The 26,540-nt window shown below is 68.9% G+C and carries 28 protein-coding genes; 15 read left to right on the top strand and 13 right to left on the bottom strand.

The features are described from left to right. The first annotated feature begins 12 nt into the window (after positions 1–12). The 4 genes from Q9R27_RS14875 to Q9R27_RS14860 are packed head-to-tail and all read left to right on the top strand — an operon-like array spanning position 13 to position 3,855. Positions 13–1,242: an acyl-CoA dehydrogenase family protein gene (locus Q9R27_RS14875; protein WP_311253179.1), complete on the top strand. Its 1,230-nt coding sequence runs from the start codon at positions 13–15 to the stop codon at positions 1,240–1,242. Then, positions 1,239–2,027, top strand: coding sequence for an SDR family NAD(P)-dependent oxidoreductase (locus Q9R27_RS14870; protein ID WP_311253178.1), 789 nt, complete (start codon positions 1,239–1,241; stop codon positions 2,025–2,027). Before Q9R27_RS14875 ends, Q9R27_RS14870 begins: the two co-directional genes overlap by 4 nt. A 31-nt stretch (positions 2,028–2,058) precedes the next feature. Then, complete coding sequence (locus tag Q9R27_RS14865; RefSeq protein ID WP_311253177.1) at positions 2,059–3,102, top strand: LLM class F420-dependent oxidoreductase; 1,044 nt, start codon at positions 2,059–2,061, stop codon at positions 3,100–3,102. A gap of 6 nt (positions 3,103–3,108) precedes the next feature. After that, on the top strand, positions 3,109–3,855 hold the full coding sequence (locus Q9R27_RS14860; protein ID WP_311253176.1) for an enoyl-CoA hydratase-related protein: 747 nt from the start codon (positions 3,109–3,111) through the stop codon (positions 3,853–3,855). A 156-nt stretch (positions 3,856–4,011) separates the two neighbouring features. Here the strand turns inward: Q9R27_RS14860 and Q9R27_RS14855 are convergent, their stop codons facing one another. Next, entirely contained in the window at positions 4,012–4,242 is a 231-nt protein-coding gene (locus Q9R27_RS14855) for a hypothetical protein (RefSeq protein WP_311253175.1), read from the bottom strand. 53 nt (positions 4,243–4,295) lie between these two features. Further along, complete coding sequence (locus Q9R27_RS14850) at positions 4,296–4,523, bottom strand: AbrB/MazE/SpoVT family DNA-binding domain-containing protein (RefSeq protein ID WP_311253174.1); 228 nt, start codon at positions 4,521–4,523, stop codon at positions 4,296–4,298. Between the two features lie 165 nt (positions 4,524–4,688). On the opposite strand from Q9R27_RS14850, the gene Q9R27_RS14845 reads away from it, so the two are divergent. Together Q9R27_RS14845 and Q9R27_RS14840 are read left to right on the top strand one after the other, a co-directional pair. Continuing rightward, positions 4,689–5,183 (top strand): nuclear transport factor 2 family protein, encoded by a 495-nt coding sequence (locus tag Q9R27_RS14845; RefSeq protein WP_311253173.1) that lies wholly within the window; start codon positions 4,689–4,691, stop codon positions 5,181–5,183. Continuing rightward, entirely contained in the window at positions 5,180–6,013 is an 834-nt protein-coding gene (locus tag Q9R27_RS14840; RefSeq protein WP_311253172.1) for an SDR family NAD(P)-dependent oxidoreductase, read from the top strand. The genes Q9R27_RS14845 and Q9R27_RS14840 overlap by 4 nt, the downstream gene beginning before the upstream one ends. Positions 6,014–6,218: 205 nt before the next feature. Here Q9R27_RS14840 and Q9R27_RS14835 read toward each other — a convergent pair whose 3' ends face one another. From Q9R27_RS14835 to Q9R27_RS14805, 7 genes are all read right to left on the bottom strand, one after another. Then, a complete protein-coding gene (locus tag Q9R27_RS14835) occupies positions 6,219–6,965 on the bottom strand; it encodes an enoyl-CoA hydratase/isomerase family protein (RefSeq protein WP_311253171.1) in 747 nt (248 codons plus the stop codon). Between the two features lie 173 nt (positions 6,966–7,138). After that, entirely contained in the window at positions 7,139–7,984 is an 846-nt protein-coding gene (locus Q9R27_RS14830; protein WP_311253170.1) for a 3-hydroxybutyryl-CoA dehydrogenase, read from the bottom strand. A 140-nt stretch (positions 7,985–8,124) separates the two neighbouring features. Continuing rightward, positions 8,125–8,961, bottom strand: a complete 837-nt coding sequence (locus Q9R27_RS14825; RefSeq protein WP_311253169.1) for a helix-turn-helix domain-containing protein — start codon at positions 8,959–8,961, stop codon at positions 8,125–8,127. A gap of 34 nt (positions 8,962–8,995) precedes the next feature. Next, a complete protein-coding gene (locus Q9R27_RS14820; RefSeq protein ID WP_311253168.1) occupies positions 8,996–10,144 on the bottom strand; it encodes an acyl-CoA dehydrogenase family protein in 1,149 nt (382 codons plus the stop codon). Next, the gene (locus Q9R27_RS14815; RefSeq protein WP_311253167.1) at positions 10,125–11,234 is read right to left on the bottom strand and encodes an acyl-CoA dehydrogenase family protein; all 1,110 of its coding nucleotides are present in this window, start codon (positions 11,232–11,234) and stop codon (positions 10,125–10,127) included. Before Q9R27_RS14815 ends, Q9R27_RS14820 begins: the two co-directional genes overlap by 20 nt. Then, entirely contained in the window at positions 11,231–11,989 is a 759-nt protein-coding gene (locus tag Q9R27_RS14810) for an enoyl-CoA hydratase/isomerase family protein (RefSeq protein ID WP_311253166.1), read from the bottom strand. The genes Q9R27_RS14815 and Q9R27_RS14810 overlap by 4 nt, the downstream gene beginning before the upstream one ends. Beyond that, positions 11,986–13,485 (bottom strand): AMP-binding protein, encoded by a 1,500-nt coding sequence (locus Q9R27_RS14805; RefSeq protein WP_311253165.1) that lies wholly within the window; start codon positions 13,483–13,485, stop codon positions 11,986–11,988. The genes Q9R27_RS14810 and Q9R27_RS14805 overlap by 4 nt, the downstream gene beginning before the upstream one ends. A 206-nt stretch (positions 13,486–13,691) precedes the next feature. Between Q9R27_RS14805 and Q9R27_RS14800 the strand changes: the two genes are divergently transcribed. The 7 genes from Q9R27_RS14800 (at position 13,692) to Q9R27_RS14770 (ending at position 21,438) form a co-directional block, all read left to right on the top strand. After that, positions 13,692–15,221 carry an ABC transporter substrate-binding protein gene (locus Q9R27_RS14800; RefSeq protein ID WP_311253164.1) on the top strand — a complete coding sequence of 510 codons (1,530 nt, stop codon included), beginning with the start codon at positions 13,692–13,694 and terminating at the stop codon, positions 15,219–15,221. 87 nt (positions 15,222–15,308) lie between these two features. Beyond that, positions 15,309–16,244 carry an ABC transporter permease gene (locus Q9R27_RS14795; protein ID WP_311253194.1) on the top strand — a complete coding sequence of 312 codons (936 nt, stop codon included), beginning with the start codon at positions 15,309–15,311 and terminating at the stop codon, positions 16,242–16,244. Next, a complete protein-coding gene (locus tag Q9R27_RS14790; RefSeq protein WP_311253163.1) occupies positions 16,244–17,161 on the top strand; it encodes an ABC transporter permease in 918 nt (305 codons plus the stop codon). The genes Q9R27_RS14795 and Q9R27_RS14790 overlap by 1 nt, the downstream gene beginning before the upstream one ends. After that, a complete protein-coding gene (locus Q9R27_RS14785; RefSeq protein WP_311253162.1) occupies positions 17,158–18,171 on the top strand; it encodes an ABC transporter ATP-binding protein in 1,014 nt (337 codons plus the stop codon). The genes Q9R27_RS14790 and Q9R27_RS14785 overlap by 4 nt, the downstream gene beginning before the upstream one ends. After that, positions 18,168–19,214: an oligopeptide/dipeptide ABC transporter ATP-binding protein gene (locus tag Q9R27_RS14780; RefSeq protein ID WP_311253161.1), complete on the top strand. Its 1,047-nt coding sequence runs from the start codon at positions 18,168–18,170 to the stop codon at positions 19,212–19,214. Before Q9R27_RS14785 ends, Q9R27_RS14780 begins: the two co-directional genes overlap by 4 nt. Beyond that, the gene (locus tag Q9R27_RS14775) at positions 19,211–20,713 is read left to right on the top strand and encodes a carboxyl transferase domain-containing protein (protein WP_311253160.1); all 1,503 of its coding nucleotides are present in this window, start codon (positions 19,211–19,213) and stop codon (positions 20,711–20,713) included. The genes Q9R27_RS14780 and Q9R27_RS14775 overlap by 4 nt, the downstream gene beginning before the upstream one ends. Before the next feature lie 83 nt (positions 20,714–20,796). After that, the gene (locus Q9R27_RS14770) at positions 20,797–21,438 is read left to right on the top strand and encodes a TetR/AcrR family transcriptional regulator (RefSeq protein ID WP_311253159.1); all 642 of its coding nucleotides are present in this window, start codon (positions 20,797–20,799) and stop codon (positions 21,436–21,438) included. 100 nt (positions 21,439–21,538) lie between these two features. On the opposite strand, the gene Q9R27_RS14765 is transcribed toward Q9R27_RS14770, so the two are convergent. From Q9R27_RS14765 to Q9R27_RS14750, 4 genes are read right to left on the bottom strand one after another with little or no spacing between them, the layout of a single operon-like run. Further along, positions 21,539–22,564, bottom strand: a complete 1,026-nt coding sequence (locus tag Q9R27_RS14765) for a TIGR03617 family F420-dependent LLM class oxidoreductase (RefSeq protein ID WP_311253158.1) — start codon at positions 22,562–22,564, stop codon at positions 21,539–21,541. Between the two features lie 17 nt (positions 22,565–22,581). Then, a complete protein-coding gene (locus Q9R27_RS14760; RefSeq protein WP_311253157.1) occupies positions 22,582–23,385 on the bottom strand; it encodes an SDR family NAD(P)-dependent oxidoreductase in 804 nt (267 codons plus the stop codon). Continuing rightward, positions 23,382–23,945, bottom strand: coding sequence for a nuclear transport factor 2 family protein (locus Q9R27_RS14755; protein ID WP_311253156.1), 564 nt, complete (start codon positions 23,943–23,945; stop codon positions 23,382–23,384). Before Q9R27_RS14755 ends, Q9R27_RS14760 begins: the two co-directional genes overlap by 4 nt. Continuing rightward, positions 23,942–24,835 (bottom strand): LLM class F420-dependent oxidoreductase, encoded by an 894-nt coding sequence (locus tag Q9R27_RS14750; protein WP_311253155.1) that lies wholly within the window; start codon positions 24,833–24,835, stop codon positions 23,942–23,944. The genes Q9R27_RS14755 and Q9R27_RS14750 overlap by 4 nt, the downstream gene beginning before the upstream one ends. A 155-nt stretch (positions 24,836–24,990) precedes the next feature. On the opposite strand from Q9R27_RS14750, the gene Q9R27_RS14745 reads away from it, so the two are divergent. Together Q9R27_RS14745 and Q9R27_RS14740 are read left to right on the top strand one after the other, a co-directional pair. Continuing rightward, positions 24,991–25,692, top strand: a complete 702-nt coding sequence (locus Q9R27_RS14745; RefSeq protein ID WP_311253154.1) for a PaaI family thioesterase — start codon at positions 24,991–24,993, stop codon at positions 25,690–25,692. After that, the gene (locus Q9R27_RS14740) at positions 25,689–26,528 is read left to right on the top strand and encodes a 3-oxoacyl-ACP reductase family protein (RefSeq protein ID WP_311253153.1); all 840 of its coding nucleotides are present in this window, start codon (positions 25,689–25,691) and stop codon (positions 26,526–26,528) included. Before Q9R27_RS14745 ends, Q9R27_RS14740 begins: the two co-directional genes overlap by 4 nt. Positions 26,529–26,540 lie beyond the last annotated feature (12 nt).

Here is a 26,540-nt window from a genome sequence, read left to right as displayed (position 1 = left end):
GGAGGCAAGGACATGCAAGAGATCGAAGGGCTCGACCTGACCCCGTCGCCGAAGGCGCAGGAACTGCGTGCCACGCTCGTCGACTTCATGAACGAGGACGTCTTCCCGGCCGAGGAGGCCTACCACGCCTACCGCGTCGAGAAGGGCCCCGAGGACCACACCCTCCCGCCGGTGGTCGAGGAACTGAAGGCGAAGGCACGCGAACGCGGCCTGTGGAACCTCTTCCTCCCGGCAGTCTCCGGGATCAGCAACCTCGACTACGCGGGCCTCGCGGAGATCACCGGGTGGAGCCTCGAACTCGCTCCGGAGGCGCTGAACTGCCAGGCCCCCGACACCGGCAACATGGAACTGCTCCACCTCTTCGGCACCGCCGAGCAGAAGTCGCGCTGGCTCGACCCGTTGATGGACGGCACCATCCGCTCCGCCTTCGCGATGACCGAGAAGGCCGTGGCGTCCTCGGACGCGACGAACATCGAGACCTCGATCGTGCGTGACGGCGATGAATACGTGATCAACGGGCGCAAGTGGTGGACCAGCGGTGCCGCCGACCCGCGGTGCAAGGTCTTCATCGTGATGGGCAAGACCGACCCGAACGCCGCGCGCCACGTGCAGCAGTCGATGATCCTCGTCGAGCGCGACACCCCCGGGGTCGAGATCGTCCGCGACGTCCCCGTCTTCGGGCGCCACGACCAGCACGGGCACTGCGAGGTCCTCTTCACTGACGTCCGGGTGCCGGTGAGCAACCTGCTCGGCGAAGAGGGCTCCGGCTTCGCCCTGGCCCAGGCTCGCCTCGGCCCGGGCCGGATCCACCACTGCATGCGCGCCCTCGGTGCTGCCGAGCGCGCCCTGCAGTTGATGGTCGAGCGCGTCCAGTCCCGGGTCGCCTTCGGCAAGCCGCTTGCCGAGCAGGGGATGATCCAGCGCGAGATCGCCGAGTCGCGCCTGGAGATCGAGCAGGCGCGGCTGCTCTGCCAACACGCCTCGGCCGTGATCGACGCCAAGGGCAACAAGGCTGCGGCGCCGTTCGTCTCGATGGCCAAGGTCTCGGTCCCGCGGATCACGCTCAACGTGATCGACCGGGCGATCCAGGTCCACGGCGGCATGGGCGTCAGCGACGACGTGCCCCTGGCCGCGATGTATGGCTGGCACCGGGCGATGCGGATCTTCGACGGCCCGGACGAGGTGCACCTGCGCACCATCGCCAAGACCGAACTCGCCGCCTCGGCGGAGCTGCGCCCGTGAGCGAGCACCCTGATCAGTGGCCGCTGCCCAACGTGGACCAGTCGCTGGCGGGTCAGGTCGCCATCGTCACCGGCGCCACCGCGGGCCTGGGCGAGCGCTTCGCCCGGGTGCTGGCTGCCGCCGGCGCCAAGGTGGCGGTGACCGGACGGCGTACCGAACGGATCGCTGAGGTGGTCGAGGCGATCACCGCCGAGGGTGGCACGGCGTACGGCGTACGCCTGGACGTGGCCGACCCCGCGTCGATCGAGGCCTGCGTTGCCGAGGTCAGCGCCGAGCTCGGCACCGTGCAGATCCTGGTCAACAATGCCGGCATCCCCGACGCCGCCCGGGCGCACAAGATGTCCCTGGAACTGGTGGATGCCGTCCTGGACACCAACGTGCGGGGCCCCTGGCTGATGTCCACCGAGGTGGCGCGGCGGCTGATCGCCGCCGAGCTGCCGGGGCGGATCGTCAACCTCTCCTCGATCAACGCCTTCCACTACGCGGGGGAGGGTGCCGCGCTCTATGCCACCTCCAAGGCCGCGGTGAGCAGGATGACCGAGACCCTGGCCGTGGAGTGGGCGCGCCACCGGATCAACGTCAACGCCATCGCCCCGGGAGCCTTCGCCTCCGAGATGATGGACGGGATGATCTCCCGGATCGGTGACCCGTCAGCAGCCTTCCCGCGCAAGCGGCTCGGCCACCCGGCCCAGCTCGACTCCACCCTGCTCTACCTGGTTGCGCCCACCTCGGAGTTCGTGACCGGCACCATCGTGGTCGTCGACGACGGCCAGACACACCGCTGACCCACTGCTCGCCCCAACCCTGGAGGACCCCATGCGCCTGGGCATGATGATCGACTATTCCGGCGGCTTCGAGGAGGCCGTCGAGGAGCTCACCGACTATGAGGAGGCCGGGCTCGACCTGATCGCCATCCCGGAGGCGTACTCGTTCGACGCGGTCAGCCAGCTCGGCTACATCGCCGCCCGGACCAGGACCATGGAGCTGGCCTCGGCCATCCTCCAGCTCTACACACGTACGCCGTCGCTGACCGCGATGACCGCGGCCGGGCTCGACCATGTCTCGGGTGGCCGGTTCACCCTCGGACTCGGTGCGTCCGGCCCACAGGTGATCGAGGGCTTCCACGGCATCAAGTACGACGCCCCGCTGGGCCGCACCCGCGAAGTGATCGAGATCTGCCGCAAGGTGTGGCAGCGCGAGCCGGTGATCCACGAGGGCAAGCACTACCAGATCCCGCTCCCCGCCGACCAGGGCACCGGCCTGGGCAAGCCGCTGAAGATCATCAACCACCCGCTCCGCCCGCGGATCCCGATCTCGGTGGCAGCGATCGGCCCGAAGAACGTCGAGCTCGTCGCGGAGGTCGCCGAGGCCTGGCAGCCACTCTTCTTTCACCCGGGCAAGAAGGACCTGGTCTGGGGCGAGTCGCTGGAGGCGGGCCTGGCCAAGCGTGACCCGCAGCTCGGTGAGCTGGACATCATGCTCTCCATCAACTTCGCCTTCGGTGACCCCGAGCCGCTGCACCTGCAGCGGGTCCGCGACCAGCTCGCGCTCTACATCGGTGGGATGGGCGCGCGGGGCAAGAACTTCTACAACTCGCTGGCCACCCGTTATGGCTATGAGGCAGAGGCGAAGGAGATCCAGGACCTCTACCTGGCCGGCAAGAAGGCCGAGGCCGCAGCCGCGGTTCCCGACGACCTGTTGCATGCCGTTGCCCTGCTGGGCGATGAGGACCACCTCCGTGCCCGGGTGGCGGAGTTCAAGGCCGCCGGGGTCACCACGTTCCTGCTCACTCCGCTGGGGGAGACCCCCGAGCGACGCCTGGCGGACGTGGCCAAGCTGGCCGAGATCGTCAAGGGCTGACTGCGCATGGGTTCCCTGCGTATCGAGGACCGCGGCCACATCCGCATCCTCACCCTCGACCGGCCCGAGCGGCGCAATGCGATCGACCAGGCGCTCGCCGAAGAATTGTCGGCTGCCTTCGAGGAGATCGAGGCGGATCGGGCGGTGCGCGCCGTCGTACTCACCGGCGGACCGGAATTCTTCTGTGCTGGCACAGATCTCAGCTCGGCCGAGCCGCCGCGCACCGAGGCGGGCGGGCCCTACGGCTTCCTGGCCCGAGTACGTCGTACCCCGCTGATCGCAGCCGTCGAGGGGTTCGCCTTCGGGGGCGGATTCGAGTGCGTCCTGGCCAGCGACCTGGTGGTCGCCGCCCGGGGCGCGCGGTTCGGAGCGCCGGAGGTGAAGCGGGGAGTGGTCGCCAACACCGGGGCGCTCTTCCGGGCCGGGGAGCGGCTGCCGTTCAACGTGGCCACCGAGATGCTGCTCACCGGTGATCCGGTCGACGCCGAACGTGGCCACGCCCTGGGCTTCGTCAACGTGCTCACCGAGCCCGGTGATGCGCTCGCCGGGGCGTTGGCGTTGACCGAGCGGATCGTGGTGAACAGCCCCGACGCGGTGGCGATCTCGCTGGGAACCGTGGCCCGGCATGCCGCCGAGCGCGAGGCGCGTGCCTGGGAACTCACCGCCGAGGCCGATGCGGAGATCGCCGGGTCGCCAGATCGGGCGGAGGGCATCACCGCTTTCTTCGAGAAGCGGCCGCCCAACTGGGGCTGAGCCTCATCCGGCCTTCAGTCCGGTGGCGCCTGCAACGGCAGGCGCGGGAAGTACGTCCGATATCGGCGTGCATCGCGCGTCAGGAGTGTGTAGCCGGCCACGGCTGCATGGGCACCGATGTAGAAGTCCGGCAGCGGTGACCGCTTGGCGCCCCGATCAGGTCGGTAACGCAGGAACGCCTTGCCAGCGACGAATGCGGCCGACCACGGCAGGGGTTCCCCTGACGAAGGCGTTGTCCGGAAGGGCAGCGTCCAGGTCTTCGATGTGGGCGAAACCAACGGATACCTCGGCATAGACGAGCGGGTTCAGGATCACTGGGCCAGAGTTCAGAGCGAGCGCCATCGCTTCGCTCGACCAGGGGCCCCAGACCGGATCGTCGGTGAGCACGTCGAGAAGGACGTTGGAGTCGACCAGTGTCCCCGTGCGTGGTTCAGTCAACGTCACTCGCCGCGGAGCAGGTCCAGGAGTTCATCCGTGGTCATCTTCGTGTCCGCGCGACCGCGCATGCGACTGACGATGCGGTGGCCGCGACCTTCGCTGGCGACCCGGTGCACGATGCGCAGTGTGTTGCCGTCCTCCACGACTTCGACCTCGTCGCCCTCGGCAAAGCCATGGCGTCGCCGCAACTCCGCGGGGATGGTGACCTGGCCCTTGCTGTTGAGCCTCATGGATCCTCCAGATAGGTAGGACGCGGAGCATTTGAAACTACCGGATGCCGAGGCATGGTTCAGGACCTCCCCTGTTCACCAGCCGGCACCGTCGCTGCGCGTCCGCGCCGGATCTGGTTCGCTGTCCCCGATGGCCGTGTCACGGCGTACGAAGGAGGAACCTGCATGTCGGCGACCACCGAGGAACGCCTTGCCCGCCTGGAGGCGATCGAGGAGATCAAGGCGCTCAAGCACCGCTACCTGCGTGCCTGCGACGCGAAGCGACCCGACGAGTTCCGCGACTGTTTCATCGCCTCCGGCGCCGTGCTCGACTATGGCCCGCGGATCGGGAAGTTCACCGACGCCGACGGGATCGCCGAGGTGTTCACCGCGATCGCGCTGCAGCGGGTCGACGACCAGTACGTCGTCCTCGACATGCACCACGCGTTGCACGCCGACATCCAGGTGCTCGGCGACGGGGAGGCGAGCGGCGCCTGGACGCTCCGCTTCCGCCAGGTCGACCGGCGGCGCGGGACCGAGACGGTGAGCGCCATCGAGTACGCCGACCGCTACCGGATCGAGGACGGCGCCTGGCGGATCGCGAGCAGCGTCGTGACCGTGCTGTGGAGCCTGACCACGCCGCTGCCCGAGGGCCACGTGATCGTGGAGTCGTTCGGATGAGCAACGGAAGCGGCAAGGTCGCCCTGGTCACCGGCGGCAGCAAGGGCGTCGGGCAGGGCATCGCCGTCGGGCTCGCCGAGGCTGGCTGGACGGTCCACGTCTCCGGGCGCAACACCGAGCGGCTGGCACGGACCGTGGAGCGGATCGAGGCCGCCGGCGGGACTGGACATGCGCACGCCTGCGAGCACACCGACGACGACGCCGTACGTCGTCTGGTCACTGACGTGCACGATGCCGGGGGCCGGCTGGACCTGCTGGTCAACAATGCCTGGGCCGGGCCGCGGATGAACCACGTGACGCCGGAGAAGTTCTGGGAGCGGCCGCTCTCGGACTGGGACTCGCTGATCTCCGTCGGGCTGCGCGCCCACTACGTCGCGCTCCATGCCGCCGCCCCACTGATGATCGCTGCCGGGTCGGGACTCGTTGTGAACATCTCCTCGGTCGGCACCCGGGCCTACCTGCACTCCACCCTGTATGGCATTTCCAAGGCCGGCCTGGACAAGCTCACCCACGACGCGGCCCTGGAGTTGCGCGAGCACGGCGTCACCGTGCTGTCGCTGTGGCCGGGCCTGGTGCGCACCGAGCAGCTCCTGGCCAGCGGACTGGACAACATCGCCGGCGTACCGATCACCGACGCCGAGACCCCAGAACTTCAGGGGCGGGTGCTGGCCGCCGTGGCCGCCGACCCGGACCTGCATGCGCGCACCGGATCTGTGGTGATCACCGCGGAGGAGGCGGCTGCGCGCGGCATCATCGAACCCGACGGCGGCACGCCGATCTCGCCGCGGCTGATGTTCGGCGGTGGGCCAGTATTTCCACCCCTGCCCTGAAGCACGAACGCTCAGTCGTTGTGTCGCGAAAGCTCAATCGTTGATGCTCGAACGCTCAGTCCTTGCGCTCCATCTGTGTGCCGCGACGCCGTACGTCGTACTTCCGCGCGGTCCTGACAGGGTGCGGTCACTTGGGCAGTGGGGTGACCGGCGGATCCACATCAAGCATTGAGCTCTCGGACATCAACGAGTGAGCGTTCGTGTGTCAGCGCTTGGCGAAGGCCTCGAGCAGGCGCTGGGCGTCCTCGGTCTGCACCGCGCGGTGGATGGTCTCCGCCTCGTCGATCCCAGCACCGGCGCGATCGGTCTCCCACGAATGGCGGATCAGGCGTCGTGCCTGTCCCAGCGCGAAGACCGGACCAGCGGCCAACGTGGTGGCCAGCTCCTCGGCACGTGCTGCCTCGCCGACCTCGGTGACCAGGCCCCAGTCGAGCGCCTTCTCGGCGTCGATCGGGGTGTTGGTCAGCGCCAGGTGGAGCGCCCGCTGCTGGCCGATCGCCCGGGGAAGCAGCCACGACGCGCCCACGTCGGGGACCAGCCCGACGCCCGGGTAGGCGATGACGAACTTCGTTCCCGGGGCGGCGATGATGATGTCGCCGCTGAGCATCACCGAGAGGCCGGCGCCGGCGACCGCGCCCTGTACGGCGACCACCACCGGCTTCTCGAGCGCCGCCAGGGCTTGGGTGGCCGCGTCCAGGGTGACAGCAAGCTCCTTGAGGTAGTCGGCCTGGTTCTCGGCCTGCACCATCGAGGCGACGTCCCCACCCGCGCAGAAGCGCTTGCCCGCTCCGGTCAGCAGCACGGCGCGCACGGCGTCGTCCGCGGCCGCCTTCTCGATCAGTTCGCCGAAGAGCGTGGCTGTCGGCATGTCGAACGCGTTGGCGGCCTCGGGCCGGTTCAGTTCGATGCGGGCAACGCCGTCACTCACGGCGTACGTGATCTGGTCAGTCATCGGGGTTCCTTCGTCATGAGGTGGACGGGGTACGTCGCGTGGTTGCTGCGTGATGGGCTGTTGTCCCGACTTGTGCGGTGTTGTTGACGGAATTCCGCGTCACAGCACGTGTTGAGCGACCGTAACCCCGCGTTACAAGGGGCGAGGGGAGGGGGCAGCGGCAGGGGCAGTGGTCAGGAGTAGGTGTAGAAGCCGCGGCCGGTCTTGCGGCCGAGCAGGCCGGCGTCGACCATCCGGGCGAGCAGCGGCGGGGCGGCGTACAGCGGCTCCTTGAACTCCTCGTAGAGCGACTCGGCCACCGCCTTGGTGGTGTCCAGGCCGATCAGGTCGGCCAGTGCCAGCGGGCCCTGCGGGTGGGCGGCGCCGAGCACCAGGCCGTTGTCGATGTCCTCGGCGGTGGCGAACCCGGACTCCATCATCCGGATCGCGGAGAGGATGAAGGGGATCAGCAGCGCGTTCACCACGAAGCCGGCACGGTCCTGGCAGTCGATGGCGGTCTTGTCCAGGGTGGACTCGACGAACTTCCGCGAGCGCTCGGTCACCTCCGGGTCGGTGACGATCGAGGGCACCAGCTCGACCAGCTTGAGCACCGGGACCGGGTTGAAGAAGTGGATGCCGAGCACGCTCTGCGGGCGGGAAGTGACCACGCCCAGCTTCATGATCGGGATCGAGGAGGTGTTCGAGGCAAGGATCGCGTCGGGGGAGGTGACGATCCGGTCCAGTTCCTTGAAGAGCGCCACCTTGGCGTCCTCGTCCTCCACGATCGCTTCGACGACGAGGTCGCGGTCGGCGAGTTCCTCCAGCGAGGTGACGATGCGGATCCGGTCCATCACCGAGGCGACGGAGTCGATCTTCCCCTTGGCCTCGGCCCGGGCCAGCGACTTCTCCAGGCGCGCGCGGCCGGCGTCGGCAGCGGCCTGGCTCGACTCGGCGACGACGACATCGAGGCCGGCGCGGGCACAGACCTCGGCGATGCCGGCTCCCATCAGTCCGCAGCCAACTACTCCGACCTTCTCCATCGTCTCTCCTCAGTGTGCCTCGGATTGGGGTATGCCCCGGGTTGGGGCGTGCCTTGCCGTGCGTGGCGCAGCGATGCTCGCCCAGGCGCAGGGGCGCGTGGACGAAAATACCGGCTACTGCACAGTAGTAGGACATCCAACTAATTCGGGCGTGGTTCGAACCCCGGTGCCCGACCGCGTTGCCGGCGCCGGTCACTCCGATCCTCCGCGGCCAGGTCGGGGAAGAGCGCGGTGCTGGCGGACCTCGCGGCGAAGGCGAGAAGCGGGACCACGCGATCCTCGCGGAACGCGCCGCGTGTGGCGAGTGAGAGGGCGCCGACAGGACCGTCCGGGCCGAGCACGGGAACCGCGAGTGAGCGGATGGAGCGGTGGCACCGGTTGAAGTCATCGCGCGCGATGCCCCGTCGTGACCTGATCCTGACCAACTCACCGTGCAGCCGATCGAGGCAGCGGACGTGGTCCGTGCCGGTGTGGCGCATCAGGAGGTCCACGCGCTCGGGGCTCTCGCAGGCCAGCAGCGCCCGACCACTCACCGTGAGGTCGGCGCGGTACGTCGCGCCAACCCGGCTCGGCACGCTGCGGGCCGCCGGTCCGCCGACCTTGTCGAGATAGAGGACGTACGGACCTTCGAGGACGCTGAGGTGCACCACCGCTCCCGTGGCGGCATGCAGGTCATTGAGGGTATTGCTGAGACTGCTGCGCAGCCACAGGCTCTGTGAGGAGTCAGGTCCACGCCCGGTCAGAACGCGATGTCGTGGACCGATCGCATAGCCACGGTTGTCGTGCTCCACCCAGCCGAGATCGTGGAGTTGGGTCAGCAGCCGGGAGGTGGTCGAGCGGGGCAGGTCGGTGGCCGCCATGATCTCGTCCAGACGCAGCCGGGACTGCGTGGACAGCAGCGTCTCCAGGATGCTGACCACGCGCTCGGCCATGCCGGTGCGAGACTCCGGGAGCAAGGTTGAGCCGGCTTCACTCATGCCACTCGCTCCGCCAGGAAGAGGTGCCCGGGGATCATCGGTTCCACCGGGGGAGTCCCAGTTCGTGGGCAAGGACATCGCGGACCACCTCCACCGAGCCGCCGTACAGCGTCGAGACCTGCGAGGAGCGTCGGTGGAACTCGAGGATCCCGGCAGGATCCTCGCTCCACGGGTGCCCGGTCGCCGCCGTCCTCGCGCCGACCAGTTCGCACAGGTCGCCGACCCGACCCAGGTAGGCCTCGGCCGAGGCGATCCGGCCCGTGTGGCCCCACGTGGAGGACGCTGCCATCAGGTCCACGGCCACTTCCGCGAGCACCCGGCGTACCTCCGGCTCATCGGCAGGCAGGGTGCCATCGGCCGGGGTCACCGCCCAGGCCAGAGCCGCCTCGAGGGCCTCGGCAAGGCGACGACTGTGACGGGTGGCGGCATCCACGACATGCCGGGTGGCGCCGAGTCCGTGCTCGCGATTGAGAGGCCCGAGCAGGACGGCCCACCCGTCGTTCTCGCTCCCGATTCGCATCGTGTCGGGCACGCGTACGCCGTCGAAGGTGACCACGTTCGTGCGTTCGTCCAGGGTGTGCATTGCCGAGACGTGGACGCCGGTGGCCTCGGTCGGGACCAGGAACATGGTCAGGCCAGCGTGCTTCGGGGCATCGGGGGCGGTGCGGGTCAGCAAGAAGATGTACCGACAATGATGGGCGCCGGTGGTGAAGACCTTCTGGCCATGGATGACCCAGTCGGTGCCGTCGCGTCGGGCGGAGGTACGCGCCGCGGCGATGTCGGATCCGCCCTCGGGCTCGGAGTAGCCCATCGCGATGCAGGCCGCGCCGCTGGCCGCCTCGGTTGCGATCCGGGCGGCCGTCGTTGGTGCCGCGTGCTCCACGATCGCAGGCAGGATCGTGCGGGTGGTCGAGAGGTTCAGCCGAGGAGCCGCGGCGCGAGCGAACTCGAGGTCGAGCGCGCGGGCGTGCCTGCGGTCCAACCCGGCCCCTCCCTCGGCGACCGGCCACTCGGGCATCACCCAGCCACGCCGGCCCAGCGCCCGGTGGAAGGCCGGATCGAAGTCGTCACGCCGATCGATCAGGCCCGCCAGCCGATGCTGGTCCAACTCGGCACCCAAGAAGGCCCGGACCTCCGAGACGAACGAGACGAACTCGGGATCCTCAAGACGTCCGAAGTCCATGAGGGCCTCCTTCCTGTGCGGCTCGGTCGAGCAAGGTCCGGCCGACCTCGTCGAGCAGGTGGCGGCGGGTCCCCGCGACGACGCTGGTCGCCTGGACCCACGTGAAGTGGTCGGAGACCGGTGACTCCAGGGCGACGCCTGCTCCGCCGTGCACATGGACCGCGGTCTCGACACAGAAGCGACTTGCCGCGAGCGCGGTCAGGAGGGCTGCCGCCGGGAGCTCGGGATAGCTGTCGGGTTCGTGGTCCTGGAACCAAGCGGCTCGGCGGACCAGGTTGGTCAATGAGGCGAGGCGGACATGGCAGGTGGCCAGGGGGTGGGAGATGCCCTGGAGGCTGCCGATCGGAACACCCCGCGTGTGCCGGGAGGTGGCGAAGGAGAGCGCCAGGTCGACCGCCGGTGAGGCCGCACCGCCCAGGGCGGCGGCCTGCAGCACCCGCCACGCTGCCCGCGCCGAGCGGGCGACGTCGTCGGCCCCCGCCCCGGCGAGCAGGGTGGTCGTTCGAGAGCCGGGGGTGTCGTCGGTGCCCAGTGCGATTCCGGCTGCGTTGTGGATCGACGGTGCCGGCTCGGTGCTTTCGACGAGGATGATCTCCCCTGGCTGCAACCGGACCACGAACCGGGTGGCCGCGGCGCCTGGGACGAGACGGCTACCGGGGACCGGGCAGAGTGCCAGGAACTCGTTGCCCGCGACCGCCTGCTGCAGGAGCGTCTCGGTCTGCGGGTGACCGATCGCGGAAAGCACCTGGATGCCGATCAACGTCTCGACGAAGGGCACGCGCAGCAGGCGCCGGCCCATCAGTTCGACGCAGAGCGCCAACTCCACCAGCGCGCCGTCCTGGCCGACGTGGCTGAGATCGGTGACCCCGATCGCGCACGCGCGCTGCCACGGCGCCATGTCGGCTGCCCAGGGCGTGGCATCGCTCCGCTCCGCGACGGTGTCGCTCCCCTCTGCGAGGGTGCCGAGCGCCCGACCCACCGTGTCGCGCAGGGACTCCTGCTCGAAGGTGAGCGCGTAGTCCTCCACGCGGTGCTCCATCACCTCGACCTGATGTCGGCGCTGGAGCCGTTGTTCGATCGAGATCGTCATCGTTCCAGCTCCCCCGAACGGGTCGAAATGACCTGACCCTGCGCCTCGGCGTCCAGCGCCTCGATGAAGCTGCTGGCCGCGGCGAAGTGCAGCGCCTGCTTTGTCGCGGCCAGGGCCGTGGGGGAGAGCGAGGCGAGACGCTCGGTCCAGTCGCGGAGGAGCGAGTCGAGCCCTGCGGGTTCGACGACCGTGTTGACCAAGCCGATGGCGGCGGCCTGCTCCGCGCTGAGGTTGGCACCGAGCAAGGTGAGCTCCAAGGCCTTCTTGAGCCCGACGGTCCTGGGCAGCGTCCAGCTCAGGCCACTGTCCGGCCCCAGGCCCCGGTCGACGAACGGCAGGGCGAAGGATGCCCGTGTCGTCGCCACGGTCAGGTCGGCGGCCAGGGCCAGCGAGACCCCGGCGCCGATCGCATAGCCGTCGACCACGGCGATGATCGGCTGCGGGGTGCGGTGCAGGGCCAGCATGGCGCTGCCGACCAGGTGGCGCATGTTGCGCATGCCGGTCCCGGTGCTGCTGGGCGGAGCTGGCTCGCCCGCCACGGTCCGCGGCAGCTCTCCGCCAGCGGAGAAGACGCCCTCGGAGCCGCGCAGGACCACGACGCGGTCCTCGGCACTGAGGGCGATCGTCCGGAAGGCCTGCTCGAGTTCGGCGAAGGTGTCCAGGCCGATCGCGTTCCTCTTCTCGGGCCGATCGATCGCCACGGTGACGACCCCGTTGTCCCGGGTGACGACCAGGTGCGGTTGGCTCGCGTTCATGCGTTGGTCCTGTCTTCCAGGGACTCGCGTACGGCGAGTCGGCTCAGCTTCCCGGTCTCCGTGCGGGGCAGCGCAGTCACGAACTCGATCCTCTTGGGTGCCTGGTAGGAGGCGAGCCGCTCGCGGGCGTGCCTGGTGAGCGCCTCCCGGGTGCTCTCGTCCGGCTCCCAGCCGGGGCGTAGCTCGACGACGGCGGTGACCCGCTGGCCCCATTCCGCGTCGCTCACCCCGACGACGCAGATGTCGGCGATCCCCGGGTGGCCGGCAAATGCGTTCTCGACCTGGTTGGGATAGACGTTCATGCCACCGGTGAGGATCAGGTCGGTGCGCCGGTCGCAGAGGTAGAGATAGCCCTCCTCGTCCAGATAGCCGATGTCGCCCAGGGTGCTCATCGAGCCACGGCGTGCCCGTTGGGTCTTCTCCGGTGCGTCGCGATAGCTCCATTCCTGCCCGCCGTCGAACCAGACCTGGCCCTCCGTGTGGGGCGGCAGCTCGTTGCCGTCTTCGTCGAGGATCCGGATCGCGGATCCGGAGACCACCTTGCCGACCGAGCCGCGATGCGCCAGCCATTCGGTGGAACTGATCCCGGTCGATCCGCCGCCCTCGCTGCCGCCGTAGAACTCGTAGAGGACGGGGCCGAACCATGCGATCATCGCCTCCTTGACCGTCGGCGCGACGGGGGCGGATCCGTGCACCACCAGGCGTAGGGACGACAGGTCGTGGCGGTCGCGGACCTCCTGGGGGAGGGCGAGCAGGCGCACGAACTGGGTCGGGACCATGAAGACCGAGGCCACTTGGTGCTCCTCGATGGCGGCCAGCAGGCCCTCCGGGTCGAACTTCTCCATCAGCACCAGGTCCGTGCCGAGCAGCAGTGCACCATCGCTGTAGAAGAGGGGCGCGGCGTGATAGATCGGGGTGCAGACCAGGTGCGGTCCGTCCGCGGCGCCCGGCGTGCGTTCCAGCATCGCGGCACCACGCAGGGCCGAGAAGGTGGGAGGGGGGCCGTCCTGGGTAGGTCGGACGACGCCCTTGGGACGGCCCGTGGTCCCGGAGGTGTAGGGCATGATGTCGCCGGCCAGGTCGAGGATGTCCGGGTGATCGGGCTGGGTGGAGAGCTCCGCCTCGAGGCTCCGGAAGCCTTCGATCTCACCGTTCATCGCGAACCTGATCGCACCGCTGGGCAAGTGCGCCGCACCCACCAGGGAGGCATGAGCTGCGTCCGCGACGAGCACGGTGGCGCGTGAGTCGCCGAGAACGTAGTCGATGTCCTCAGCCGTCCAGCGCCAGGAGAGCGGGACCACCTTTCGCCCGGACCAGGTCGCTCCGCGCAATGCCCACATGAAGTGAGGGGTGTTGCCGCCGAGGAGCGCCACGGTGGCCCGCTGGTCAACGCCCAGCGCGTCCAGCAACGCAGCAAACTTCCGTGCGTGCCGGAGCACGTCCTCGCGGTCGACCGCGTGGACCCGCGGCCCCCGGTGTGTTTCGGCTGGAGTCATGGTCAAGGCCATCTCTTCCCGGGGCAGAGCAGGGAGCCCCTAGCAGTGGAGGTGTTCCGGAGCATAGGGCGGCCGGAGCAAAAATGAAAGGTGATTCCAAAATAGATTCAGGTTCTTGACAGGGCGTGATGTCGCTCATAGTGTCTGCGGTCATCGCACCGGGGACAGCCGAGCCCGTAGGTGCCCGAGCACTGGAGAGCCAGGGAATGAAACGAGGAATTGCCCGGATCGCGGGCGCAGTGGCGCTGGTCCTGATGGCGGCGTGTGGCGCTGGCAACGGAGGCAACGGGCCGGCGGACCCGAACGCCGAGATCGACCCCGCGCAGCCGATCGTCTACCAGAACAGCTGGGCGGCCAGCAGCCTTGACCCACACAAGACTCGACTCGGTGCGGACGGCCTCTTCCTGGCCATGATCTACGACCGCCTCGTGCATCGGGACACTGCCGGCGACCCGATCCCGGGCCTGGCCGAGTCCTGGGAGGTGGACGACGCCGGAACGGCGGTGACCTTCCATCTGCGCGAGGGCGTCACCTTCCACGACGGCGCCACGTTCGACGCCGAGGCCGTCAAGCTCAACATCGCTCGGGCGATGGAACCGGACAGTGGTACGGCGCCGCTCCTGGAGACGGTCGAGAGCGTCGAGGTGATCGACCCGCAGACCGTCGTCTTCCATCTGGAAATCCCCGACGGCTCCCTGATCCTGACCCTCTCCGACCTGCCCGGGATGATGGTCAGCCCACAGGCGTTCGGCGAGGACCTGGCCACCAAGCCGGTTGGGGCCGGGCGCTACACGCTGGCCGAGTCCGATGCCGGGGCGCGCTATCTGCTCGAGGCGTATCCGGCGTACTGGGATCCGGAGAGTGTCGGCGCGGACACGTTCGAGTGGCAGGTTGTCGCCGATCCGCAGACTCGTCTGAACGCGATCAGCTCCGGTGACGCGAACCTTATCCAGGTCTCCACCACCATCGTGGCGCCGGCCCGGGCCCGCAACGATCTCGTGGTCAGCGCCCAGAACACGCTCAACTCCCACACGCTCAACTTCAACCGCACCAAGAGCGAGTTCGACAAGCTCGAAGTCCGTCAGGCAGTGCTCTATGCGATGAACCGCGAGGAGATCATCGCCGGCGCGCTCGACAACGAGGCGGCGGTCGCCAGCCAGCCCTTCCCGAAGGGCTACTTCGCTCACAACGCGGAACTGGAGAATCTCTACCCGCACGACCCGCAGAAGGCCAAGGACCTGCTCGCCAGCGTCGGTCTGGCCGACGGATTCTCCTTCGAGGTCCTGGTCCTCAACGTTGCCCAGATGGTCCGCGAGGCGGAGATCATCAAGGCCCAACTGGCCGAGGCCGGCATCGACATGACCATCACGCCGGTCGCCCTGGCCGACCTCTCCGCCGCCTTCAACCGCGGCGAAGGGGATGCGGCGATGAACGCCTGGGCGGGGCGTGGAGACCCGTCGCTGCTCCTCAAGCAGTACTTCGACGCGGAGGCCCCGGGCAACCCGTCCAAGTCCTCGCCCGACGGCTTCGACGAGGCGCTCACCGCGGCCAACTCCGTCTACGAGACCGGCGAGCGCGGCACCCTCCTGCAGGAGGTGTCCCGGATCCTGATGGAGGACGCGGTCTATGCGCCGATCGCCTTCTTCCACCAGGGCGGTATCGCCAGCAACACGGTGGTCGGCTACGAGCCCTATCTGGTCGGAGACGAGTTCCGCGGCGTCGGCGTGGCCAAGTGAGTTCTGCCTCCCGCCTCCGGCATCCACCCGGAGGCGGGAGGCGGCCATGACCCGACCCAACCACGAAAGGAGGGCCACGTGCTCGGCATGATCCTGCGACGACTCGGCATGATCGTCCCGATGATGGTCATCGCATCGTTCCTGACCTTCTCCTTGGTCCTCCTCATCCCGGGAGACCCCGCCACCCGCATCGCCGGGGAGAGCGCAACCCCTGAGCAGGTCGAGCAGGTGGCTCGGGACCTGGGCCTCGACAAGCCCTTCCTGGTCCAGTACGCCAACTTCGTCCAGGGCGCGGTCACCGGCGACCTGGGCACCAGCTACACCTACAACGTGCCGGTGGCGACCATGCTCAAGGAGCGGCTGCCGGTGACGCTCTCGCTGACCATGGTCGCGCTCCTCTTCGCGCTCCTGCTCGGGATCCCGTTGGGGGTGATCGCGGGCAGGTACGCAGGCCGTCTCCCCGACCGCGTCGCCACCGGATTGACGACGCTGGGGCTGGCCGTGCCCAACTTCGCCCTCGGCCTGTTGATGATCCAGATCCTCGCCGTGGAGCGGGGCATGTTCCCGGCCACTGGATATCGTCCGATGTCCGAGGGGTTGGGCGAGTGGTTCATCAGACTGGTGCTCCCGGGTCTCGCCCTGTCCATGATCGTGGCCGCCGAGATCGCTCGCCAACTCCGGGCCTCGATCGCCGACACGCTTCGGCAGGACTACATGCGCACGGCGACCGCGAAGGGGCTCAGCGCGCCGACGAAGCTCTTCAAGCACTCGATGCGCAACGCACTCATGCCGGTCGTGACGGTGCTCGGCATGCAGATCGCCTATCTGCTGGGAGGGACCGCGGTCATCGAGGCGGTCTTCGGGATCTCGGGCCTGGGCGACTTCGCGGTCCAGGCCGTGCTGGGCCGGGATCTGCCCGCGATCCAGGGGATCATCCTGTTCGCGGTGATGGTCACCTTGGTGATGAGCCTGATCGTCGACATCTCCTATGGATATCTGAACCCGAAGGTCAGGAGATCGTGATGAGTCTCGAATCCGGCACTCCCACAGCTCCCGGTACGCCGGGAACCCCCGGCCTCACCGAGACCGCGGGCCGGGTCGCTCCCCGTCGGTTCGTGCACCGTTTCCTCGGACGCAAGGTGAACGTGCTGGCAGCAGGCTTCCTGTTCGTCGTGACCCTGCTCGCCCTGCTCGCCCCCTGGCTCGCCCCGCACGACCCCCTCACCCAGGACATACCCGCCGCGCATTTGCCGCCGTTCTCGCCGGATCACCTCCTTGGGACCGACATCCTGGGGCGCGACGTCCTCTCCCGGATGCTCTACGGGGCCCGGGTGGCCGGCCAGGCCGCACTGGTCTCGGTGCTCATCGGGATGGGCCTGGGCGTCATCCCCGGCGCGATGGCAGGCTATCTGGGGGGCTGGTACGACGCCGTGCTCTCCCGGATCGCCGACACCGTGCTCAGCTTCCCGCCACTCCTGCTGGCCATGGCCATCGTCGGCGTGATGGGCACCAACCTGACGAACGCGATGCTGGCGATCGGACTGGTCTTCGCGCCGCGCTTCTTCCGGGTGGTCCGCTCAAGCGTCATCTCGGTCCGGGAAGAAACCTACATCGAAGCCTCCCGGAGCATCGGCACCTCGACCGCGAAGATCATCCGTCGTCACGTCTTCCCCAACGCGCTGTCGCCACTGATCGTCCAAATCAGCCTGGCGTGCGGATTCGCGATCCTCGCCGAGGCATCACTCAGTTATCTCGGGCTCGGCGTCAACCCGCCCGATCCGTCCTGGGGAAGGATGCTCCAAGAGGGCCGGGAGTCGCTCTTCTACACCAAGTGGCCGCTGGTCATCCCGGGCATCGCGATCGCCCTCAGCGTCCTCGCCTGCAACCTGCTCGGAGACGGCGTACGCGACTCCATGGGCGATGAAAGGGGTCACAAGTGAGCGCCGTACCCACGGCATCCGACCGGCTGCCGCTGCTCGAGGTGGAGGGACTGGAGGTCCAGTTCCGCGGGTCGAGCGGATGGACCACGGTCGTCACCGACGTCGCTCTGCGGGTCGACCACGGCTCAGTGCTCGGCCTGGTCGGCGAGTCCGGATCCGGCAAGAGCGTCACCTGCGCCAGCATCCTGCGCCTCTTCCCAGCCGGCTCGGGCCGGATCGCGGCAGGCCGGATCGTCTTCAACGGGACCGACCTGACCACCTTGGGAGAGCGTCAGCTCAACCGGGTCCGCGGCCGGGACATCGGGATGATCTTCCAGGAGCCGATGACCAGCCTGAACCCCGTGCTCACCGTCGGGGAACAGATCGCCGAGGTGGTGCGTCGGCACGGGAAGGTCGGTCGACAGGCGGCCCGGGCACGGGCCCGTGAGGTGCTGGACCTGGTCCGGATCCCGAATGCCGCGACGCGGATGAGGCAATATCCCCACGAGTTCTCCGGGGGGATGCGCCAACGGGTGATGATTGCCATGTCGTTGGCCACGAGCCCCTCTCTGCTCATCGCCGATGAGCCGACGACGGCCCTCGACGTGACCATCCAGGTGCAGATCCTCGACCTTCTCAAGGACCTGGCCGCGGAACTCGAGATGGGGATCCTCCTGGTCACCCACGACCTCGGCGTGGTTGCCGACATGTGCGACGACGTGGTGGTGATGTACGGCGGTCAGGTGGTCGAGACGGGCAGTTGCGCGGAGATCTTCGCCGAACCTCGACATCCGTACACCGCTGACCTGATGCGGGCCCGGCCGAGCATCGAAGGTCGCCAGGAACTCTATGTCATTCCCGGTCGCCCACCCACGCCGCTGGAGTGGCCCGGTGGGTGCCGATTCGCGGCGCGTTGCCGGCACCGGATCGAGGACTGCGAAGCCGCGCCGGTGGACCTCCACCACCTGGGTGACGACCGACTCTCCCGGTGCATCCGGGTCTCCGAGCTCGAGTTGGGTGGTGTCCGATGAACGTCGAGACGACGGACCGCGAGGTGCTTCGGGTCCGGGGCCTCACGGTCACCTTCCACCCGAAGGGACGGCGCAAGGCGCCCGTCCAGGCGGTGCGGGGCATCGACCTGGTGCTGCACCAGGGGGAGACCCTCTCGGTGGTGGGCGAGTCCGGCTGTGGCAAGTCCACCACCGCACGAGCTGTGCTCGGTCTGGTCAAGGCCGCCGGTGAGATCGAGCTGATGGGCCGCCGCTTCGACCAGATGTCGCCCCGGGAGAAGACCCGTGCCCGGGCCGATATCCAGATGGTCTTCCAGGACCCCTATTCGTCCCTGGACCCCTCGCAAAGAGTGGGTGTCTCCATCGCCGAGCCACTCGAGGTGCACACGGACCTGGACGCGAAGCAACGGCGAGCCCGGGTCGAGGAACTCCTCGAGACGGTGGGCCTCTCCGCCGAGCATGCCGACCGGTTCCCGCACGACTTCTCCGGCGGCCAGCGGCAGCGCATCGCCATCGCACGTGCCCTGGCCTGCTCGCCCAGCATCGTGGTGGCGGACGAGGCGGTCAGTGCGTTGGACGTCTCCACCCAGAACCAGGTGCTCAAGTTGCTCGAGGAACTCTCCTCGAGCCTGGGCGTCGCCTATCTCTTCATCTCGCACGACCTCGCGGTCGTGCGACACATCTCGGACCGGGTCGCGGTGATGTATCTCGGGACCCTCGTGGAGGAGGCTGCCGCGGACGCACTCTTCGCCCAGCCGCTCCACCCGTACACCCAAGCTCTGCTCTCATCGGTCCTGGTGGCCGATCCGGCCAGGCAACGGCAACGGACCGATGCCCGGTTGAGCGGAGACCTGCCGGATCCGTCGAACCCGCCCTCCGGCTGTGTCTTCCGGACACGTTGTCCGCATGCCATGGAGGTCTGTTCGCGAGAAGTGCCCGTCCCCGTGCCACGCAGCGGGGGTGGAACGGTGGCCTGCCACCTCTTCACCGAGGCCCATGAGGGCGCTGACCCGGGGGAGCCGTCCCCCACCGACAACCTGACTGCGAACGGAAGCACGCGATGACCAAGGATGAGTGGGCCCCCCTCCTGGAGGAGTTGGGGGAGCGACGATCCGCCAATCAGCAGATGGGCGGGCCGGAGAAGGTGGCGCGCTACCGGGACGGCGGGAGGGTGGAGGCGCGCTCTCGGATCGCGGAGTTCCTCGACCCGGGGACATTCGTGGAGATCGGCACCCTGGCCGGTCCCGACGCCATTCCCAGCGATGCCTTCGTGGCAGGGCATGGCCTCGTCGACGGCGGGCCGGTCCTGGTCGGTGCCGAGGACTTCACGGTCGCCGGAGGGTCGATCGGGACCTCGGCTGCCTCCAAGCGTCATCGCCTGGCCCAACTGGCACTGCAGGAGCGGGTGCCTCTGGTGATGATGCTCGAGGGCGCCGGGCACCGGGCCACCAACGCACTGGAGGGCCATCGCCCCGCGCCGAATGACCTGCAGGCGATGGCCGACCTGGCCGGCTATGTCCCCACGGTCGCGATCGTCACCGGCCCGTCGGCCGGACACGGAGCCCTGGCAGCGCCGCTGTCGGACTTCGTGATCATGGTCGAACAGCATGCCTCCCTCTTCACCGCCGGCCCGCCCTTGGTCCGCGCCTCCCTCGGCGAGGTCGTGGACAAGGAGTCGTTGGGCGGTTCAGCGGTCCATGCCGTGCAGAGCGGAGTGGCCCACAACGTGGCCGGCTCCGTGCCGGAAGCCTTCGCCCAGGCCCGTCGCTATCTTTCCTACCTCCCGCGCAATGCATGGAGTCGGCCGACGCCGACCAGCCCGGATGAGGAGGAGCGGGAACTGGTCGACATCCTGGAGATGATCCCGCCGAACGACCGGCAGCCCTATGACATGCGCCCGGTGCTCGATCTCGTCTTCGACACGGACAGCGTCTGGGAGATCCAGCCCCAGCACGGTACGTCGATCCTCACCGCGCTGGTTCGGCTCGGGGGACAGCCGATGGCAGTCGTCGCCAACCAGCCGATGATCCTGGCCGGCTCGATCGACGTCGCGGCGGCGGAGAAGGCGGCGCGGTTCATCGAGATCACCAGTTCCTTCCACCTGCCCCTGGTGCAGTTGGCAGACAACCCGGGCGTGCTGGCCGGGAGTGCGTCGGAGCGCGCCGGGATCCTGCGCAGCTCGGCACGGATGTTCGCCGCGCAACGGAGGGCGGGGGTGCCCAAGTTCCACGTCACCTTGCGCAAGGCGTTCGGATTCGGCAGCTCGGTGATGGGGATGAACAGCTTCGACAACCAGACTGTCTCCCTTGCCTTTCCCGGCGTGACGCTGGGAGGGATCCCGGCCGGAGTCGGTGGACGGACAGCCAAGGCGTCGTCGGAGATGCAGGAGGCGTTGACGGCCAACGAGGCGGCCGGGCCGTGGCGGTTGGCCGCCTCGGTCACCTACGACGAGATCATCGATCCGCGCGAATTGCGCAACGCCTTGCTGGCCGCCGCGCGCCTGGCCACGGCTCGCCTGACGGAACCGGTGGAGCCGAAAGCGCGGGTCGGATACCTACCCTGAATCATTTTCGTCTCCGATAATCGACACGAGGTCCCTGCCCGGGACCGGATCCAACGAACGCACTGAACTGGACGGGGCCCTCCATGCAGAACGAACCGCCACTGCCGGTGTCCTCGATGACGCGGGGGCAGTTGGCCCGGCGTCGACGCCTCACCAACGCCGTGGTCGAACTCCTCGGTGAGTTCCCACCCGAGCAGTTGCAGATGAAGCAGGTGGCCGACCATTCGCTGGTCTCGCTGGGGGCCATGTATCGCTACTTCTCCTCCAAGGACCACCTGCTCGCCGCTGCCCTGACCGACTGGCATGCTGGGTTCGCCGAGCATGCGATCGAGGCTGCGGGCACCTCTGCCGGTGCGGGCCGGGAGGTGAGGTTCGAGGAGGTGTGGAAGTTCGTTCTGTCCCAGTTGCGCGGGTTCGAGCGCTACCCGAACTTCGCGCGGCTGATGAGTGTCATCTATGCATCTGCCGACCCCTATGCCAGCGAGGAGATCCGGGCCGTCTCCGTGCGCAACCAGACGATGATGACAACCATCCTGCAACCCCTCGGTGAAGAAGTCGCCAAGCCGGCGTCACGCGCGATCGCCTCGACGCTCACGCTCCAGGTGATGCACTGGCAGGCGGGTCGCCTGAGCATGGAGGAGCTCGAGGCCGAGGTGGAGCAGGTGGTGCGTCTAGTCCTCGCTGCGGTGAACCGGGCACCCGCCCTCACGACTCCAGCGGAGTGACTCCGGCAGAGTGACCCGTGGCCGGATGACCATTCGGCCCGGCGTCCCGCCCACCCGGCACCAGCACATCCCCGACCCCCAGCACATCCGGGCACCCGGCTCACCCCAACGATCCGCCCGGAAGGGCATGCAGGGCCTTGGCCAGACGAGACAGGTTGTCCGCAGTGATCTGCTGTCCCGGGAAGTAGACACAGACCTTCTGGGCAACATGCCCGAAGCGCTCCACGATCTTCGCGGCACACTCCTCCGGCGTCCCCACCACAGCCATTGCGGCCACCATCTCGTCGTCGACCAGTGCTGCCATCCCATCGACGCCGCCGACCTTCGACAAGCGGTTCAACTCCGGCTGGAGGTCGGCCCTCCCCTCGGCATCGAGGACCGGAAGGTACGCCGGTGTGGAGCCGTAGAAGGCAAGGAGCCGTCGTACCCCGTCGCGTGCAGGGCCGAGCTCCGCCTCGGTGGTGCCGACGCCGGCGATGATCTGCGGGATGACCTGGAAATCGCCTTCCTCCCTGGCGGCTCGGGCCAAGCCTTCGCGCACGGCGGGCAAGGTCCGCTCCTCGAAGTGTCGAGCGGAGTTGAACGGCATCACCAGGAGCCCGTCGGCGACCTCGGCCGCCGTTCGCGTCATCACCGGGCCCAGGGCTCCCATCAGGATCGGCGGGACCCCGTGGGGGTTGGGCCCCGGATCGAATGCGGCGGCCATCAGGGTGTGACGGGTGAACTCGCCCTCGAAGGCCAAGCGTGTCCCGTGCTGCCAAGCGTGCAGGATCGCCTTGACGGCCAGCACCGACTCGCGCATCCGTGCTGCCGGACGTGACCAGGTGGCGCCGTACCGGTTCTCGATGTGCGGACGGATCTGGGAACCGAGCCCGAGGGAGAACCTGCCTCCGGAGAGGAGTTGGAGGTCGTACGCCGCATGGGCCAGGTGCAGGGGACTGCGAGGAAGGGCGATGGCGACGTTGGTCATCAGGTCGACTCCGGTCGAGGCGGCCTGCCCCAGGGGCAGGAAGACGTCGTGGGCACCCTCGAAGGTGAACAGGCCGTCGACGCCACAGGCGACCAGCCACTCGGCCCGCTCACGGGCCGCGGCCGGGGCGGCGTCCAGCTGGACTTCGATCTGCATGGTGGCGGCTCCGGGGCTCAGGGGTGGTTCGGCATGTTGGTCCAGCCCTTGTGGTCCTCGCGGGCATACCAACCCGAGGCGGCCAGCGTGCCACCGTCGACGGGGATGGTGTGCCCGGTGATGAAGCCGGCATCGGGTGAGGCCAGGAAGGCGACCACGCCGGCGAAGTCTTCCGGCTGGCCGAACCGGCCCAGCGGCAACCAGCTGCGCAGCAATCCGGGATCCCGCCCGCGCAGCATCGCCTCGCGGGAGGTCTGCGGTGTGTCGGTCAGGTCCGGGGCCACCGCATTGACCCGGACGCCGTGCTCGCCGACCTCGACGGCCAGGGACTTGGTGAAGGCCGAGACTCCGGCGTTGTACGCCGAGTAGACGGCGTGGCCGGGGATCCCGCGGAATGCCTCGACCGTGGAGACGTTGACCACGGCACCATGGCCTTGTTCGATCATCCGTGGGACCAGGGCGTGGCACATCTTGAAGACATGGAGCAGGTTCACCTCGTACAACCGCTGCCACTGCTCGGGGGTGCTGTGGCCGAAGGTCTTCGACGCGGGGCGGAAGTCGCCGACATTGTTGACCAGCACGTCCAACCGGCCCAATCCGGCCACGGTCTCGGCGACCTCGGCCACGGTCTGGTCGGCGGAGACATCCCCGAGCACCACCCGCACGGTGCCGCCTGCTGCCGCGATCTCGCCGGCGGTCGCCTCGGCGGCCATCGCATCGATGTCGACCAGGACCAGGGAGTCGCCGTCCGCGGCCAGGCGGCGGACGATGGCTGCACCGATGCCCTGGGCGCCACCGGTGACCACGCTGACCCGCTTCATCGCCGGTCCCGTCCGCTCGTGTCGCCTGCCGGGTCGGCGGTGCCCTCTGCGGCACGGGCCGACCCGTCCGTGTTGCCGTCGCCACGCGTGTCGCGAGCCAGCTTCACCGGGCTGGTCGAGAGGAACGCGACCCAGGCGGAGCGCTCGGCGAAGCGCCAACCCGACGGCGTACGTCGATAGCTGTCGCGATAGGTGACTGCCCAGGTCACGTCACGCAGCGCACCGTCGCGCTCACTGATGTGGTGAGCCAGGCAACTCACCCGCCCGGTGGCGGTGTCTGGGTCCGGGCCGGCGTCGAAGAGCTCACCGGTGACGGCGTGAAAGGTGACGAGCAGCTGGTCGAGCCCGGCAAGGGCCTGCCGGATCTCCTCGGTGCCCCGGTGCCGGTGAGTGGGCTCGAGCGACTGGGGAGGCCCGGCGGTGGTGAGCACGCCGTCGTCGGTGAAGAGCGCCGCGACGCCGGCCGGATCGCGGTCGTCCACCAGGGCGGCATAGCGGTTGACCAGGTCGCGCAGGGCCACCGAGTCGTCGCCGGTCAGCGAGGTGTCGTCACGGCTCATGGGAGGCCGAGCCGTTCGGCGCAGGCGGTGAGTTCGTCGCACGCCTCGGCCAGGTCGCTGGTGCTTGAGGCGGCGAGCACGATCCGGTCGGCTCCCTGATCGGCGAGCCGCTCTGCGCGGGCCTGGTCGATCCGGGTGACCAGGTGGCCGAGGGAGAGTTCGAGTGCCTCCGGATCCCGTCCGACTCGCTCGGCCTCGGTGCGCATCAGGGTGACCAGCCCGGCCAGTTCCTCGCCGGCCACGCCCAGGGGTTGCAGCCCGTCGCCGTACCGTCCGGCACGACGCGCGGCCGCACGGCTGTGACCGCCGATGTGGAGCGGTACGCCGGCGGTGCCGCCCGCCCGCTGGACCGGCTTGGGGTACGACATCGCACCCTCGAAGTCGAAGAACTCCCCGTGGTGGTCCACGCCGTCCGGGGCGGAGTCGGACCACAGCTTGCGAAGCACCTGCAACTGCTCGTCGGCGCGGCGGCCGCGGGCCTCGAACGGGGCGCCGCAGGCCTCGATCTCCTCGCGCATCCAGCCCATCCCGACGCAGATCCGCAGCCGGCCGCCGGAGAGGGCATCGACGGTGGCCAGGCGCTTGGCCAGCACCACCGGGTGATGGTTCGGCAGCACGAGCACACCGGTGGCCAGGCCCAGGGTGGTGGTCTGTCCGGCGATGAAGGCCATCAGGTCCAGCGGGTCCGGGATGTCCAGGTCGTCGGCGAGCTCCATCCGCCCGGAGCCGTCATAGGGATAGACGCTCGCATAGCGGCTCATCACCACGGCGTGCTCGACGGCGACCAGCGACTCGAAGCCGCAGGCTTCGACATGCTTGGCGTAGGCGGAGATCCAGGCTGGGTCGGCAGTGGTTCCCGCAGCGGTGGGTGCGATCACGGCGTACTTCATGGCTGTCAAACGTAGGGAACCGACCGCAACCGGTCGAGGCCGTTCCCGGTGGGCGGAAAAGCCGCGATCGCAGGTTCCGGTGGACGGGATCCCCGTGGTGGCCGGCGTCGCCCGACGGCTAGAACCATGGGGTCCCCACCCGAACCGGAGTTGACGTGAACCCAGCCGACGAGGCAGCCGCATCCCTTGACCGGCGTACGGCGACGATCGACCTGGTCGCCGCCACCCGGACCCTCATGCACGCCGCTGCCACCAGCGACTTGCCCGCCGATGACCTAGCCGAGGAGACCAAGGCGATCCAGGACGTGGCCAGTCGGTTGGCCCGACGCTCTCGCCCGCGGGTGCTCCGGATCCCCTTCGAGTTGCCCGGCAGCATCCGCGCGCAAGGGCCCGATGCGGTGTGGCAGACCTATGAGCTGAACCCCTTCGGGATCCCCCTGCAGGTCCGGTTCGACGGCGACTCCTCGCACGGCACGTTCGTCGCCGACGGACTCCATGAAGGGCCACCCGACAGCCTGCACGGCGGCTGGTCGGCCCACCTGATGGACTGCATGCTCGGTGGACTGGTCCAGGCAACCGGGGCGATGTCGGTGACCGCGACCCTGGACCTGCGCTATCGCCACAAGGTGCCACTGGAGCGTCGTGTCGATCTCTTGGCCGAGATCACCGGCCGCAGCGGTCGCAAGATCCGCGCCCAGGGCAGGATCGAGGTCGACGGCATCGTCTGTGTGGAGGCCAGGGGCCTCTTCGTCAGGGTGGACGGGGGCAGTGCCGACCAGGAGGCAGCACCGGGCGCCGCGGCCCCGACCGCAGCAGCCCCGACCGCCGCCACCACCGACGAGCTGAGCCCCCGATGAACTATGCACTGACCGGGCTGGAGGACAAGGTTGCCGTGGTCACCGGAGCGGGACGGATGCGGTCGATCGGGCGCCAGATCGCGGTCGAACTGGCCCGCGCCGGCTGCGACGTGGTGCTCACCGGGACCGGCCGGGCACCCGAACGGCGACCCGAGGACGAACAGGCAGCCGGCTGGAACGACATCGAATCGGTCGCCGAGGAGATCCGGTCCCTGGGTCGCCGTGCCGTGCCGGTCGTCGCCGACGTCTCCGACCCGGCTCAGGTTGACGCGCTGCTGGCCACCACCCTGGCCGAGTTCGGCCGCGTCGACGTCGTGGTCAACAACGCCGCGGCCTCGCGGGGCGGTGACCGCGGTCCGCTGTTGGAACTCGACGTGGAGGACTTCGACCGGGTGGTCCGGATCAACCTGCGCGGCACCTTCCTGATGCTGAAGGCGTTCGCCACCGCGATGCTCGACAACGAACCCGACTCCCACGGGCAACGCGGCACGGTGGTCAACATCTCCTCGATCGGCGGCAAGCAGTCCGGGCCGGGCACGGGTGTCTATTCCGCGTCCAAGGCCGGGGTCCAGTCCCTGACCTCGACCGCGGCCAAGGAACTGGGCAAGGACGGGATCCGGGTCAACGCGCTCTGTCCCGGCGTCACGGCGACCAGTCGCCTCGATGATCTCAGCGCAGAGCAGTGGCAGGCGTACGTCGGTGCCAATGTCCCGCTGGGACGGGTCGGTGATCCCCTCGAGGTGGCCCACGCTGCCGTCTTCCTGGCCAGTGACCAGGCGGCCTGGGTGACCGGGCAATGTTGGAACGTCGACGGCGGCCAACTCACCATTCGGTGAGACCGTCCTGTT

It is taken from the genome of Nocardioides sp. AE5, from assembly GCF_031844485.1.
GTDB lineage: Bacteria > Actinomycetota > Actinomycetes > Propionibacteriales > Nocardioidaceae > Nocardioides.
Note: the sequence above shows the minus strand (reverse complement) of the source record. Positions and strands in the feature narration are given on the sequence as shown.